13 protein-coding genes are annotated in these 14,081 nt (G+C 66.9%); 11 read left to right on the top strand and 2 right to left on the bottom strand.

Annotated elements, in window-relative coordinates:
- Nucleotides 1-278: 278 nt before the first annotated feature.
- The 3 genes from AC52Q4_RS12310 to AC52Q4_RS12300 are packed head-to-tail and all read left to right on the top strand — an operon-like array spanning nt 279 to nt 2,821.
- A complete protein-coding gene (locus tag AC52Q4_RS12310; RefSeq protein ID WP_495537093.1) occupies nt 279-1,184 on the top strand; it encodes a pirin family protein in 906 nt (301 codons plus the stop codon).
- A 46-nt stretch (nt 1,185-1,230) separates the two neighbouring features.
- Entirely contained in the window at nt 1,231-1,857 is a 627-nt protein-coding gene (gene ycaC, locus AC52Q4_RS12305; protein WP_495537092.1) for an isochorismate family cysteine hydrolase YcaC, read from the top strand.
- Between the two features lie 52 nt (nt 1,858-1,909).
- On the top strand, nt 1,910-2,821 hold the full coding sequence (locus tag AC52Q4_RS12300; RefSeq protein WP_495537091.1) for a pirin family protein: 912 nt from the start codon (nt 1,910-1,912) through the stop codon (nt 2,819-2,821).
- Nucleotides 2,822-2,873: 52 nt separating this feature from the next.
- Here AC52Q4_RS12300 and AC52Q4_RS12295 read toward each other — a convergent pair whose 3' ends face one another.
- Both AC52Q4_RS12295 and AC52Q4_RS12290 read right to left on the bottom strand, forming a co-directional pair.
- Nucleotides 2,874-3,560: a Vgb family protein gene (locus AC52Q4_RS12295; RefSeq protein ID WP_495537090.1), complete on the bottom strand. Its 687-nt coding sequence runs from the start codon at nt 3,558-3,560 to the stop codon at nt 2,874-2,876.
- 9 nt (nt 3,561-3,569) lie between these two features.
- On the bottom strand, nt 3,570-4,790 hold the full coding sequence (locus tag AC52Q4_RS12290) for a hypothetical protein (RefSeq protein ID WP_495537089.1): 1,221 nt from the start codon (nt 4,788-4,790) through the stop codon (nt 3,570-3,572).
- A gap of 89 nt (nt 4,791-4,879) precedes the next feature.
- Here AC52Q4_RS12290 and AC52Q4_RS12285 point away from each other — a divergent pair, with 89 nt between their 5' ends.
- The 8 genes from AC52Q4_RS12285 to AC52Q4_RS12250 all read left to right on the top strand — a co-directional run bounded on the left by AC52Q4_RS12285 (nt 4,880) and on the right by AC52Q4_RS12250 (nt 14,033).
- A complete protein-coding gene (locus AC52Q4_RS12285) occupies nt 4,880-5,581 on the top strand; it encodes a DUF899 domain-containing protein (RefSeq protein ID WP_495537088.1) in 702 nt (233 codons plus the stop codon).
- 175 nt (nt 5,582-5,756) lie between these two features.
- Complete coding sequence (locus tag AC52Q4_RS12280) at nt 5,757-8,861, top strand: intermembrane phospholipid transport protein YdbH family protein (RefSeq protein WP_495537087.1); 3,105 nt, start codon at nt 5,757-5,759, stop codon at nt 8,859-8,861.
- Nucleotides 8,858-9,106: a hypothetical protein gene (locus tag AC52Q4_RS12275; RefSeq protein ID WP_495537086.1), complete on the top strand. Its 249-nt coding sequence runs from the start codon at nt 8,858-8,860 to the stop codon at nt 9,104-9,106. The genes AC52Q4_RS12280 and AC52Q4_RS12275 overlap by 4 nt, the downstream gene beginning before the upstream one ends.
- The gene (locus AC52Q4_RS12270; RefSeq protein WP_495537085.1) at nt 9,103-9,441 is read left to right on the top strand and encodes a YdbL family probable chaperone protein; all 339 of its coding nucleotides are present in this window, start codon (nt 9,103-9,105) and stop codon (nt 9,439-9,441) included. The genes AC52Q4_RS12275 and AC52Q4_RS12270 overlap by 4 nt, the downstream gene beginning before the upstream one ends.
- 85 nt (nt 9,442-9,526) lie before the next feature.
- Nucleotides 9,527-10,363, top strand: coding sequence for a DUF1206 domain-containing protein (locus AC52Q4_RS12265; RefSeq protein ID WP_495537084.1), 837 nt, complete (start codon nt 9,527-9,529; stop codon nt 10,361-10,363).
- 100 nt (nt 10,364-10,463) lie between these two features.
- Nucleotides 10,464-11,795 carry a PqiA/YebS family transporter subunit gene (locus AC52Q4_RS12260; RefSeq protein WP_495537083.1) on the top strand — a complete coding sequence of 444 codons (1,332 nt, stop codon included), beginning with the start codon at nt 10,464-10,466 and terminating at the stop codon, nt 11,793-11,795.
- Nucleotides 11,788-13,431, top strand: a complete 1,644-nt coding sequence (gene pqiB / locus AC52Q4_RS12255) for an intermembrane transport protein PqiB (protein WP_495537082.1) — start codon at nt 11,788-11,790, stop codon at nt 13,429-13,431. The genes AC52Q4_RS12260 and pqiB overlap by 8 nt, the downstream gene beginning before the upstream one ends.
- On the top strand, nt 13,428-14,033 hold the full coding sequence (locus AC52Q4_RS12250) for a PqiC family protein (protein ID WP_495537081.1): 606 nt from the start codon (nt 13,428-13,430) through the stop codon (nt 14,031-14,033). Before pqiB ends, AC52Q4_RS12250 begins: the two co-directional genes overlap by 4 nt.
- Nucleotides 14,034-14,081: the final 48 nt, after the last annotated feature.

Below are 14,081 nucleotides of genomic sequence, written 5' to 3'. Positions count from 1 at the left end.
GGTTCGAGACGACCGCAGTGATTCGGCCAAATACCGCCAAGATAGATACTTACAGCGTAGGCAGAGCCCGGCGTTTCGGCTAGCTGCCTTTCAGCGGACCCAGTGTTTCGGCTCGGGAAACGTCGAGCCGCGTTTGCTTTAATTACGGAAAGGCCATTGTCGGACCCCACCCGGCTGGCGTTTCCGGATCGGAACTCGGTGTTCCCTCGGCAAGTCCTAGCCTGCCGTTCGAGTACCACCTATCGTTTCCTAAAACGCCACGCCTTGCGGAGATCAGCATGAACGTCGACACGGACAAGGTTCGGGAGGTCGCACGGCTCGTCACCTCCCACCAGCAGCGGGAAGGGGCGGGTTTCCTCGTTAGACGCCCCTTGCCGAGTCATGGCTTCGATGACGCCGACCCCTTCCTGCTGCTCGATGAAATGGGGCCCATGGACTATGGGCCGGGCGAGGCCGTAGGTGCTCCCGATCATCCGCATCGGGGCTTCGAGACCGTGACCTACATGATCGACGGTGAGTTCGAGCATGAGGACTCGGCCGGTCACCGGGGCACGCTGTGGCCGGGCGATGTGCAGTGGATGACGGCCGGCGCGGGCATCGTGCACTCGGAAATGCCATCGTCGCGGATACGCGAGCAGGGCGGTCACGTCCACGGTTTCCAGATCTGGGTGAATTTGCCGGCGCGCGACAAAATGCTGCGTCCCAGATACCAGGAGCTGGCCGCCGCAGCCATCCCGAGCGCGACCAGCGAGGACGGCCTCGCCCGGGTCAGCGTGATCGCCGGCGAGGCGTTGGGTGTGGCGGCCGCGATCGACACCCATACGCCGATCGTGTTTCAGAGCTGGACGCTGGATCCCGGTGCGGACGTCACGCTGCGCCTCGCCGCCGAGCTGCGCGGTTATGTCTACGTATTTCAGGGCAGCGCACGGTTGGGGGACGAGGCGGAGGAGGTTCGAGCCGGTGAGCTCGCCGTCCTCGGCGCCGGCAATGCGGTACGCCTGCGCTGCGCTGCCGATGGAACGCAGACCGCGCGCCTGCTGCTGCTGGCGGGCGTCCCACTGAACGAGCCGGTGGCGCGTTACGGGCCCTTTGTCATGAACACCGAGGAAGAGCTGCGGCAAGCCGTGCACGACTACCGAGCCGGCAGGTTCGGGGAGATTACCCGCTCAGCCACGGTTGGCTGAATGGCGGCGAAAAAACCGATATTTTGGTTTGGGCAAGGAGAAAATCATGAATAACGGCTTCAAGTACCAGCGCATTCAAAAGAACGATGCAACCGTTTTGCTGGTGGACCATCAATCGGGTTTGATCTCGATGGTGCAGGATTTCTCGCCGGCGGAGTTCAAGAACAATGTCCTCGCACTTGCCGATATCGCCAAGTTCTTCGAGCTTCCGACGATTCTGACCACGAGCTTCGAGGACGGCCCGAACGGTCCTCTCGTCCCGGAGCTCAGGGAGATATTCCCCAGCGCGCCTTACATCCCGCGCCCGGGCCAGATCAACGCATGGGACAATGAGGATTTCATCAAGGCCGTCAAAGACACCGGCCGCAACCAGTTGATCATCGCCGGCGTCGTGACCGACGTGTGTGTCGCGTTTCCAGCACTCTCGGCACGCGAGGAGGGCTATGAAGTCTTCGTCGTGACCGATGCCTCGGGAACCTTCAACGAGGCCGTGCGCCATGCCGCATGGCATCGCATGTCGCAGGCCGGAGTGCAGCTCATGAACTGGTTCAGCGTGGCTGCCGAACTGCACCGTGACTGGCGCCACGACATCGAGGGGCTCGGCAAGCTGCTTTCCAATCACATCCCGGCCTACCGGAATCTGATGACAAGCTACCTCGCGCAGAAAAAATAATGGACCGGGCCGTGTTTACGCCTTTCGACCGCTTGATTCGCAGGCGGGCGTCGTGAGCTGGCGACCCGCGCAGGAACCGCAAGTGCGCCCCGCCGGCTGTCCGGGGCTCGACGCCGAGGTCATCCCGCGAGCCCGGGATCTCGGCGGTCTTGCGGTACGCCGTGTGCTGCCCGCGGCGCAGCGTCAGATGGTCGGGCCGTTCATCTTCTTCGACCATATGGGGCCGGCGGCCTTCCAAGCCGGGGAAGGCATCGACGTCCGGCCGCACCCGCATATCGGGCTGGCGACCGTGACTTACCTCTTCGAAGGCGAGTTGATCCATCGCGACAGCCTGGGCAGCGTGCAGACCATTCGCCCGGAGGCCGTGAACTGGATGAGTGCCGGACGCGGCATCGTTCACTCGGAGCGCACGCCCGAGGCGCTTCGTGGCGGCCCTTCGCGCGCCGCCGGCATTCAGTCCTGGGTGGCGTTACCCGATGAGGCCGAGGAGGGGGAGCCGACGTTCGCGCATCACGGCACGGAGGAACTGCCAACGCTCGAAGGCGAGGGCGTTCGAGTCCGCGTCATCGCAGGCGCCCTCTATGGCAAGCGCGCGCCGGTGAAAACGGCCTCCGCGCTTTTTTACGCAGATGCGACCGTGGCGGAGCGGGCGCGCCTCCTGCTGCCCGCCGAGCACGAGGAGCGGGCAGCCTATGTGGCGGAGGGCACGATCGAGCTCGGGGGGCAGGTATTCGAGGCCGGGCGTTTGCTCGTGTTCCGCCCGGGCGATGAGATCCCGATCCGCGCCCGTCGCCCGGCGCGAGTGCTCCTGCTCGGCGGTGCGGCGTTTTCGAGCCGGCGCTATATCTGGTGGAATTTCGTATCGAGCTCGAAAGAGCGCATCGAGCAGGCGAAAGCGGACTGGCGGGCCGGGCGCTTCGCGCCGGTACCGGGCGAGGACGAGGGGATTGCGCTGCCCGAGTAGCTAAGCGGTCGTCGATCCTGGCGACAGTCCCCGTCTGCGAGGGCCGCGCCGATTACTTGCGCGTGGAGGAGCCGGAGCGGATCTCAGAGCCGCTGCCGGCTGAGGAACCTCGGCTGGGTCGGCGGACGGCTCTCACCTTGCCGCTGCTTCCACCGCCGCAGAAGAACCGCTCGCCACTATCGGCCTCGAGCCCCGATACGACCACTCCCGTCGGCATCTCGAGCCTCTCCAGGACCTCTCCCGTTCGAGGATCGACTCGCCTCAAATCGCTCTCGTCACCTTCCCAGGTGCCGTGCCAGAGCTCTCCGTCGCTCCAGGTGACGCCGGTGACGAAGCGGTTGGACTCGATGGTGCGAAGAATCGCCCCGGTCTGGGGATCGACTTGATGGATCTTCCGGTCCCGATACTGGCCCACCCAGAGGCTCCCTTCGGCCCACGCTAGCCCCGAGTGACCGCCGCCGGGCGCCGGGATGGTGGCAAGCACACGGCCGGTCGTCGGATCGATCTTCTGGATGCGATCCTCGGCGAGCTGAAACAGGTGCCGGCCGTCGAAGGCCGTTCCCGCATCCGCGGCGACATCAATCGAGCGCAGCATTTCCCCACTTGCCGGATCGAAGGCGTTCAGCTTGTCTCCGGAGGCAAACCAGGTGTGCCGACCGTCATACGTCACCCCGTGCACGCTGTCCGCGCCCGGGAAAGCTCCATACTCACGGAGGATGTCAGCCTTTGAGTGTTTCATGCCGGCATCCTAGCCGATCGGCAAAGGCGCGGGGAGTAACAAGGTTGTCGTGAAACCAGGCACGGACGGGGTCGTCCAGCGGCGTGCGCGGCCGCGGCTGAACGACTGCACCTTGTCTGCCGCCGCCAGCGAGTCGAGCGCCCGCTGCACGCTGCGCTGACTCATGCCGAGCGCCAGCGCGAGAGCCGAGCTCGACCACGGTTCGCCGTCGGCGAGCAAGGCGAGCACCTCGGCATGCTTCTCTTCCACCGGCAGCGCCAACACGACGACCTCGCGGGCGCGTTTCGGCTCCAAAACGAATCCCCGCTTCGTCGCGCTCACGTCGGCCAGGGTCCGAAGCTCCTTGCGAAGCCGCCCGATCTCGACCCGCAGCCGCGCGCGATGCGTTTCATCCGCGTGTTTCGTTCGAAATGCCCGCGCGATGAGTGTGTCCCTCGGGACGTCTTCCGGCCACGCTTCGCCGCGCGCCCGCGCGAGCGCGAATAACACCGAGCGTTTGGCCAGGGAGAGCACGTTGGTGTCGTGGCGCACGACGAGACGGCAGGCGTCGACGACAAAGGCGTTTGACGCCAGCAGCACTTCGACCTCCTCGAGCAGGAGGGTTCGCTCCACTCCGTTTGCAATCCGGCGCGCGGCTGGCGCGTTCAGGACACGCTGTGCGCTTTCGACCTCGGCCGTCAGCGCGGGGACGCGCGCCTCGCCCGCTGCGGCATCGGCCCGCGCGAGCGCGGCGCGCGCCGCCTTTGTGTTGAGCCGTCGTATGGCGATCCCCGCAACGACCAGCTCGTGGGCGGCCCGCGGCGCGGGCGGGACAGGCGCGGAGTCGAGCGCGGCGAGCCCGCGCTCGGCCTCATCGAGGTGCCCGATCAAAAGGAGGCGCCGGACCTCGAGATATTGCGCGTACGCGGCGTTTACCCGGTCGCCGTGCGCTTTGAGCGTTGCCCGCGCCGCGTCGAGCGCCTTGGCGGGCCAGCCCAGGTCGTGCGAGACGAGCGCGATTTCGGCCTCGGCGACGACGCAACGCGCGCGGGATACGGCCTCTTTCGAACCAAAAGCGCGCGCCGCGCTGCGCAGCAGGGCCTTCGCTCGGTCGAGCTCGCCGAGCTGCGCCATGGCGATGCCTCGAAGCGCGAGCGCCGGCGACTCGTCGCGCAGGGCGACCCGGTTCAATGCGCCGAGGGGATCGCCCGCCGCGAGCGCTCGCGCCGCGGCCGTGATCAACGAGTCCATCCGACTCCCGCCAAACTTGTTACTCCCGGTGTTAGAGGCCCGGCGCCTAATATATCGCCCTAATCCACAACCACTTGTGAGAAAGACCGATGACGAAGCACACGACCGCAACACGCAAAGACTGGCTCGCCGCCGCGAGACTCGAGCTGCTCGAAGCGGAGAAAGCGCTCGCGCGGCGCAGCGACGAGGTGGCGCAGCAGCGACGGGCGGTGCCCTGGGTGCGCATCGACAAGGTCTACACCTTCGATGCCCCCGAGGGCTCGCGGACGCTCGCCGAACTGTTCGAAGACCGTTCCCAACTGCTGGTGCAGCACTTCATGCTCGGCCCGGGATGGGAGGAAGGTTGCCCGAGCTGTTCCTTCATGGCCGACCACACCGACGGCATGACCGTGCACCTGGCGCATCGCGACATCACGTTCGTCGCCGTCTCGCGTGCCCCGCGGGCGGAGATCGAATCCTTTCGCCGGCGCATGGGCTGGCGCTTCAAGTGGGTGTCTTCGTTCGGCAGCGACTTCAACCACGATTTCCACGTGAGCTTCACGCCCGAAGAACAGGAGGGGCAGGTTTATTACAACTACCACATGCAGCCCTACGAGTTTGAGGAATTACCCGGCATCAGCGCGTTTTACAAGGATGACGCGGGCGAGGTTTTCCACACCTACTCGACCTACCGGCGCGGCGTGGAGGCGATGATGGGCACCTACAGGCTGCTCGATCTCACCCCCAAGGGCCGCCGCGAGCGGGACGGGCCGATGGCATGGGTGCGTCACCACGATCGCTACGACGACTGACAATGGCAATGAAAAGGGGACGGTGCCCGTGGCGGCGCGGGGGCGGGGGTCGAGTCGGGTCGTTCACCGCTCTCGTCGCTCCGCTGGACTGCGCCGCGCGGCGATGGAATCATGATGCCGGTCCGGCCGGCTCAGGCCTTGGCGTCCGGTCCACCCAGGCGCGAGTGCTTCGATCATGCCCGCACATGCGTTCACCGTCGCGCGTCGGTTTCGCCTCGCGCTCCTTGTGGCGATTGGTTTGCTGGTACTGCTGGGTGGCGTGCTGCTCGCCGCGCCTTTTGCCATCGACCGATTCGGAGAGCAGGCGCTGCGCTCGGCTGGTTTTGAAAACCCCGAGATCAGCGGCGTGCGCCTCGCCCTGGACGGCGTGCGCATCCGCCGGTTGCGCCTGGCTCGCGAGGAGCACTTCGCACTGCGGGATATCGCCGTTCACTTCAGTTGGCCGAGTCTGTGGGCCGGGCGGGCGCAGCGGCTGACCGTCGCCGATGTGCGCCTGGATGCCGCGATCAGTGCCGCGGGAGAGCTGCAGCTGCCAGGCCTCGCCGCGGCATCGGGCGCGCCGCGCCCCGGTGCCAGCCTTCCACCCATCCCCGTCCAAACCCTTATCGTCGACACGGCCACCCTGAATCTCGCGACCCCCGCGGGCCCGGCTGCGATGGTACTGAAACAGATGCACGCGCGGCCGGAGCACCCGACCATCCGCGCCGACGCCGAGCTGCGTCTGCGTCACGCTCTCGGATCGGTGGGTGGGCACATCGAGGCCACGCGACGAGCGCCGGGCGGGCCGTTCGCGGTTCAGCTCGCGATCCGCGAAGGCGAGCTCAGCGGAATGCACACCGTTGTCGCCGGTCTTCACGGCGAGGCCCGTGCGAGCCTACCGGCTCAGGGACCCATCGCGGGGGCGCTCGATCTGAGCGCAGCGGCGGCGAGCTACCGGGAGGTCGGCCTCGGCGCGCTCAACCTTGCCGTCAATCTGAACGGCTCACAGGTGCGCTACCGCCTTGCCTCGCCGCCGTCCGCCACGCTGGCGCTCGCTCTCGGCGGCGAGGCGGCTCTGGATGCGCAACGGGCAACACTGGCGGGCCGGCTGCGAGTGCCATCGCTTGCCCGTCTGCCGCGTTTCAACGCGTCGGGGCGCGCCACGCTTCGCTCCGAGCTCGCGCTCGACTGGAGCGAGAAACCCCCGCGCGTCAGGGGTCAGCTCGATTTGAAGGCCGCGGCGCTGGCGCTGGAGGGCGTGGCCCGCCACGGGCATCTGCGCCTTGGCGGCGTCGTCGACGCCACGGCGGAGCACATCGCGCTGACCGCCCGCACGCCGTGGCAGGCGGAAGCCGCATTGACCGAAGGCCTGCTGCCGAGCGCGTTGCAGTCCTACGCCGGCAAGCGCTTGCGCCTGAGGCTCGAGCCGCGCGCTTCCGCCGAAGCCGCGCGTCTCGTAGTACATTCGCGCGCCCGTCAGGTAATGCTCGACGGCGCTGCCGCGATCGCCGCAGGTAATACTCGGGCTCGGGCGGCGGGCGCTTTGCGGATGCGTTTCGAAAACGACGGCCTCGCCGTGAGCGCGCAGCCGATCACGCTCGCGCTCGAAGCCCTGCACCTCGACGACCTCACGGTCGGTCTGAAAAGCTTTACCGGGCAAGCCGAGCTCAGGCGGTCAGGCGATTGGCGCCTCGTCGGCTCCGGGCGTGTCACGGCCTCGGGCGCCCTCGGCCCTGCGAGGCTCGAAGGTGGCCGGTTCATCTGGCGTGGCCGGCTGGAGGGCGAGCGCGCCGAGGTTCGCCTAGTCCCTGCGCACTGCCTGCGCGTGAAGGCGCGGGCCGTGACCGTCCGCGGCCGGCGGCTTGAATCCCTCGATTTTCCCTGCTTCGCGGGGCCGGCCGATGCCCCGCTGCTGCGCTACACGCTCGCAACCGGCCGCCTGGACTTCGCGGCCCAAAGTGAGGGGGCAGCGCTTGCGCTTCGCCACCGTGCGGAAGGAAGTGCGCATCCCGTAACGGGGCGGTGGCCCGCGTTGACGATGCGCGGTCGGCTCGGGACGCGGGGGCTCGAGGAACTGCAATTGCGCCTGCAGGGGGGCGCATTACGGCTGACCGAGGCAGGGATCGCAGCCAAGGGCATCACCGGCACGCTGGCTTTGTCGAGGGGGACGGTCGAAAAGGCGACGCTCGGCGTGGCCGCCGTCAAGAGCCTGGCTGAACCCGCGCTTTGGGCGCCACTGGCGCTCGATGCCACGGCCAGGCGTAAGGCGGGTGAGCTCGCCTTCAATGCCGTGCTCTCCGATGCGCTCGGCATCGTCGTTTTCCAAGCCAAAGGGGCGTGCACTGCGGCGGCGGCACGCGCGAACCTAACTCTCTTTCCCATCGAATTCATTCCGCAGGCAACCGAACCCGGCGATATCTCGCCTGCCTTGGGGACACTGGTGAGCGACATGACGGGGCGTGTCGGATTTGACGGCCGGCTGGCATGGGACGAGGGTGCCCTGACAAGCGGCGGGGAGCTGCGGTTGAATGCAATCGCCGCGGCGGTGTCCGGACTGCGCGTCGCCGGAGTGGACGGGACGCTTGCGCTCCGCTCCCTTCTCCCCCCGGTTACCGAGGGGGTGCAAAGCCTGCGCCTCGCGGCCGTGAACATCGGTCTGCTCCTGACCGATGGCCGGCTGCGCTTCGCGCTGCTGCCCGACGCGCGCGTGCAGGTCGCCGAACTGGCGTTCACCCTCGCCGGCGGGCAGCTCACGGCCGAGCCGTTCACGCTCGATTTATCGCAGCCGGCCGAGGTGCAGATTATCTTGCGGGCAAAGCACGTGGATTTGAACGAAGTGGTTCGCATGAGCGGTCTCGAGGGGGTGGAGGCCGAGGGGGATTTGACCGGGCGCGTGCCGATTTCACTCGGCACCGACGGTTTGCGCGTTGCCGGCGGGCGGCTTCGGGCAGCGGGCGAAGGCGTCCTGCGCTATGTGCCCCGGCAGATGCCGGCCTTCCTCCGGGGTAACGACCTGCGTACCCGCATGCTGCGCCAAGTACTGCAGAACTTCCAATATAAGCGACTTTCGCTCACGCTTGCGGGCGAGGTGGGCGCCGAGCAGCAGGTGTATTTGCAGGCGCGCGGCGCCAATCCGGATTTCATGGAGGGTCATCCGGTGATACTGAACGTGCGTGTCAAAGGCCCGCTGGTCAGCGTCGTCAAAAGCGCGCTCGGCGGCACCAGCGCCAAGGCGCTGCAGCGCTTGTTCAAAGACTCCGAACAATCGAATCCGCTGCCGCGGGAAGAGGGCAGGCCATGAATCTTCGTCTGACATTGGGCGCCGGCATTCTGCTTGCGCTTGGCGTCCTGCTCGTGGGCTGTTCGCCCACCGTGAAGCTGCAGGCCCCCGAGGAGCCAATCCGATTCGACGTCAATATCAACATCACCGAGCAAAAGCGCCTCCAGATCGATCAGGAGCTTCTCGAGCTGATCAAGCGCAATCCCGCGCTGTTCGGCTTCACCCGCGAACAGCTGCCGAAGGCGCCAACCGGGAGCGAGCAATGATGCGCGTGCTTAAATCTCTACTGTTGATCATCGTACTGATCGCGGCGGCACCGGCCGCGCTCGCCCAGCCCTCACTCGCCGAAGCGAAGGCCCGGGGATGGGTGGGCGAGCGTCCCGACGGCTTGGCGGGCATCGTGGTCGGCGATCCGCCGAGCGCCGTGCGCCAACTTGTCGATCAGGTGAACGCGCAACGCCTCGCCGAATACCGCCAGGTCGCCGAGCAGACCGATGCCCCCTTGCGGGCCGTGCAGGCCCGCGCCGGGCGCCAGATTATCCAGCGTCTGCCCGAGGGCCACTACTTCATGGACGCCGCCGGGCGCTGGCGCCGGAGGTAGCTCTCGCGGCGAGGGGAAGGGGGAGAACCTGAGCGCAACGATCGTTTTGTCTGGGCCCAGAGCGTAGCCATGCGGGAGGCGTCACATGGGGCAGGGTAGGTTCGAGGACCGGCGCGCCAGGTGGCTCAAGCTCGTCGCACACACCGGGTACGCCGCGCGCGGCGTGGTCTACCTGCTCGTCGGGGTGCTGGCGTTCCTGGCCGCTTTCGCCGGCGGAGCCGGGCAGACCACCGGCACGCACGGCGCGCTGCGGCGGATGTTGGGTGTGCCGGGCGGCGATTATCTGCTCGCCGCGGTGGCCGCGGGTCTCGTTGCATACGCCCTGTGGCGATTCATCCAAGGCGTGTTCGACGCTGACGGCCATGGCAAGGATGGCAGGGCTCTGGTCGTGCGTTCGGGGCTGCTGGTGAGCGGCGTGACACACCTGTTCCTGGCGTTTTTCGCGTTGAGCATCATTCTCGGCTGGGGCTTCGGCGGTGGGGGATCCTCCGACTGGACCGCCCGACTCATGGCTGAAGCCTACGGCCGGTGGCTCGTAGGCGGCATCGGCGCGCTGATCATGGGAGCGGGGATCGTGCAATTGATCAAGGGGTACAGCGCCGGTTTCCTCAAACACCTGGAGATGCTGCCGAACATGCGCGGTTGCGCGGTACCGACCTGCCGAATCGGGTTGATGGCTCGCGGTCTGGTTTTTTGCATGATCGGCGCCTTCGTCATCATCGCGGCCTGGCAGCAGGATCCCTCGGAGGCCAAGGGGCTGGGTGGTGCCCTGAGCGCGCTGCAGGAGCAGCCCTACGGCCAGTGGCTGCTCAGGGTGGTCGCCGCCGGGCTGGTGGCGTTCAGCATTTACAGCTTCATCGAGGCCGGCTACCGGCGGGTGGGCCCGCCGCGGCCCGTCAAACAAGTCACGCCCGGGCTCTAAACGCGCGGTAAGCGCAGCGAAGCGGCCAGGCGGCGGCTGTGTAAAGGGGAGTCTCAGCTCCAGGCCGCCGATACGTTTACGCTAAGCAAAAGGATGTCGGATGGAGCACCCGGATCGCGCACGGCAAGACGCTGAAACGCAAGCCAAGCTGCCGGTTGCATCGACTCGCCCGGCGCGCCGGCGCCTGCGCGCATGCCACGCCTGTGATCTCGTGATCGCGCTGCCGCCGTTGCGTCCCAACGAACGGGCCCACTGCCCCCGTTGCGGGCAGCTGCTGGTACGCCGCAACCGACTGCCGGCGCAGCGGGGGCTCGCGCTCGCCACGGCATCATTGGCCTGTCTCGCACTCGCCGTGAGTTTCCCGTTCGCCGGCTTTCAGATTCACGGCGTCGGCAACCGCATCGGGCTCACCGACATCGCGCTTGCACTGATCGGTTTCGACGAGCCCCTGATCGCGGCCATTGTGCTGCTGACTGTCGTCATTCTGCCGGGGGTTTATCTGCTGGGCATCATTTGGCTGCACGTCAGTGTGCTGCGCAGCGAACTACTGCCCCACGCGCTAAGCATCGCGCGCGGCATCGGGCAGGTGAGCCCGTGGCTGATGGCAGACGTGTTCATCATCGGCGCGCTGGTCAGCCTGATCAAGGTCTCGGCCCTCGCCGAGATCAGCCTGGATCCCGCCTTCTGGTTCTTCTGTGCCTTCGCGTTCCTGCTGCTCAAGGCCAGGGAGTCCCTCGACGCCGACTGGTTGTGGTTCGCCCTTGCCGGCGAGCCGCGGGCACCGGCGGGAACTCGAACCGCGGAGGCGGCGGGCGTCCAGGGGCTCGCGGGCTGTTCCGTATGCGGGCTGATCAATCGGTTGGACGGCAATGCGCCCACCACATGCCGGCGCTGCGGTAAGCGCCTGCACGCCCGCCATCCGCACAGCCTGGAGCGCACCACGGCGCTGCTCCTCACCGCCGCGATACTCTACGTACCGGCCAACACCTATCCCATCATGACCACTACGACGTTTGGAGACTCCTCGCCCTCGACCATCATCGGCGGGGTGCTGACCTTCGTCGCTCATGGCGATCTGCCGATTGCGCTGATTATCTTCACAGCGAGCGTCCTGGTGCCGATCGGCAAGGTGCTCGCGCTCGGCTGGCTGTGTCTGCGCGCGCGCCAACGCGCGTCAAGCGAGCGTTTGCCCGGGGAGCGGCTATACCGGATCATCGAGCTCATCGGGCGCTGGTCCATGCTGGACGTCTTCGTCGTCGCCATTCTCGTGGCGCTGATTCGAGCCGGCACCTTGATGTCGGTCACACCGGGGCCCGCCGCGCTCGCCTTCGCCGGCGTGGTCGTGCTCAGCATGCTCGCCGCCATGACCTTCGATCCGCGGTTGATTTGGGGCCCCGCCCCGGAATGCGCGGAGAGGAGCGCCGATGAGTGAGACCACGCACCGCGCCGAACGGCGCCGCCAGTGGCCTATCTCCACGATCTGGATCGTCCCCGCCACCGCGCTGCTGATCGGCGCGTGGATGATCTACGATGGCTTCATCAACCAGGGACCGATGATTACGCTGGAGATGAAGAACGCCGAGGGCATCGAGGCCGGCAAGACGCCGATCAAGACGCGCAATGTACCGGTCGGCCAAGTCCAGACAGTGCGCTTGTCCGAAGACCTCAGCCGCGCCATCATCGAGGCGCGCCTGCGGCCCGGCTCACAGCGCATGCTCAATACCGAGACGCAGTTCTGGGTGGTCAAACCGCGTATCGGGCGCGAGGGCATCAGCGGCCTCAACACGGTGCTCTCCGGCGCCTACATACAACTGCTGCCGGGCGACGAGGGTACGCCGCAGCGCGATTTCAAAGTGCTCGAGCAGCCACCGGTGGCGCCGCCGGACGCCGAGGGTCTGCGCCTGGAGCTGGTCAGCGGGCTGAGCAATTCGCTCTCCACGGGGGACCCGATCGTCTACGAGGGCCTGACGGTCGGGCGTGTCGAGAGCACGCAATTCGATGCCCAATCCCGTCAGGTCAAGCATCAGGTGTTCATTCAGGCGCCCTACGACCCGCTGGTGACCAGCAGCACGCGTTTTTGGACCGCTTCGGGCGTCAACGTTGATGTCGGCGCCGACGGGCTGACCGTGAGCTTCGAGTCGCTGGAATCCCTGCTCGGCGGCGGCATCACCTTCGGCGTGCCGCAGGATGTGCCTCCGGGAGGCCCCGTGGAATCCGGTACGACTTTCGAGCTGTATCCCGACAGAATGAGCGCGCGTGAGGGCTCCTTCGACCGTTACATCGAATACGTGCTCCTGGTCGAGGATACCGTGCGTGGGCTCAACTCCGGCGCGGCGGTGGAGTACCGCGGCGTGCGTGTCGGCACAGTGGTCAGCGTGCCCTGGGCGCTGAACATCCGCCGGGCGATCGAGCTCGACGAGATGGCGGTGCCGGTGCTGATACGTATCGAGCCCCGGCGAATCGAAGGCAGCGCCGATGAGCTTCCCCTGGAAAAGTGGCGATCCCGCCTGAAGCAATGGATGGCGCGTGGCCTGCGAGCCTCGCTCAAAACCGGCAATCTGCTGACCGGCTCCGTATACGTCGATCTCAACTTCCAGCCCGAGGCGCGCGCCTTCGAGCCACGCAGCTACCAGGAGCGAGAAGTGTTTCCGCTCGTCTCCAGCGGGGTCGGCCAGATCGAGCAGAAGGTGGCGAGTTTGCTCGACAAGCTCAATGCGCTGCAAGTCGAGCGCATCCTAGATAAGCTCGATCGCAATCTGCAGGTTTCCCCGACAACTCTCAGGGAGCTGGGCGAGGCCACGCGCGCGGTACACGAGCTGCTCGACGATCAGGCCACGCGGGCCATTCCGGATAATCTCAACGCGACCTTGGGCGAGCTTCGCGAGACGCTCGATGCCTTCTCCGGCGACTCGCAGCCCTCCGGCCGGCTTGCCACGGCGCTGGAGCGGCTCGACGCGCTCCTGCAGGAGCTCCAGCCGCTCGTGCGCACGTTGCGCGAGCAGCCCAACGCTCTGATCTTCAATAAACGGCAAGCCCGAGATCCGCAACCGAGAGCGCCTCGTCGATGACCGATCAGCCACTCGCCTGTCTCGTCTTCGCTCTGGCCTCCGTGGCGCTGGTGCTTTTGAGCGGTTGCGCCGGGGCGCCCGTGACGCCCGACCATCGTTATTTGCTGGGCCTCACCGAGACGACGCCCGCGCCGGCGGAGGATACCGCTCAGAGGCTTTTCATCGCGCCGCTGCGCCTGGCCGCGTTTCTCAGAAGCGACGGTATCGTGATGCAGACCAGCGAGGTGGCGATCCACCAGGGGCGGGACCATCTCTGGGCCGAGGGCCTCGCGACTCAGCTGCGGCGCAATCTGCGTGCAGCGCTTGCCGCCAAGCTGCCGGGCGTGCGCGTGCTCGACGACAGCGCTCCGGCACCGAGCGATGGGCGGCTGCACCGGCTCGAAGTGGAAGTGAACGGCTTCCACGGGCGTTATGATGGTATGGCCGTCGTCGTGGGTCGGTGGTGGCTTCGCGATGACGAGGGCCGTTTGCTGGACGCGCGTCGCTTCTCGATCGAGCGGCCGCTCGCGGCGGACGGCTATCAGGCCCTCGTCGAAAGCCTGGCCAAGGCCTGGCGAAGCGTGGCGGAGAAAATCGCGCCGGCCGTCGCCGCGAGCTGGTAGCAGGTGGCGATTAGGATTCGCTTACCGAGAAGGTTAGTATGGCTAGGG

The organism is Nitrococcus sp., assembly GCF_059432795.1.
Note: the sequence above shows the minus strand (reverse complement) of the source record. Positions and strands in the feature narration are given on the sequence as shown.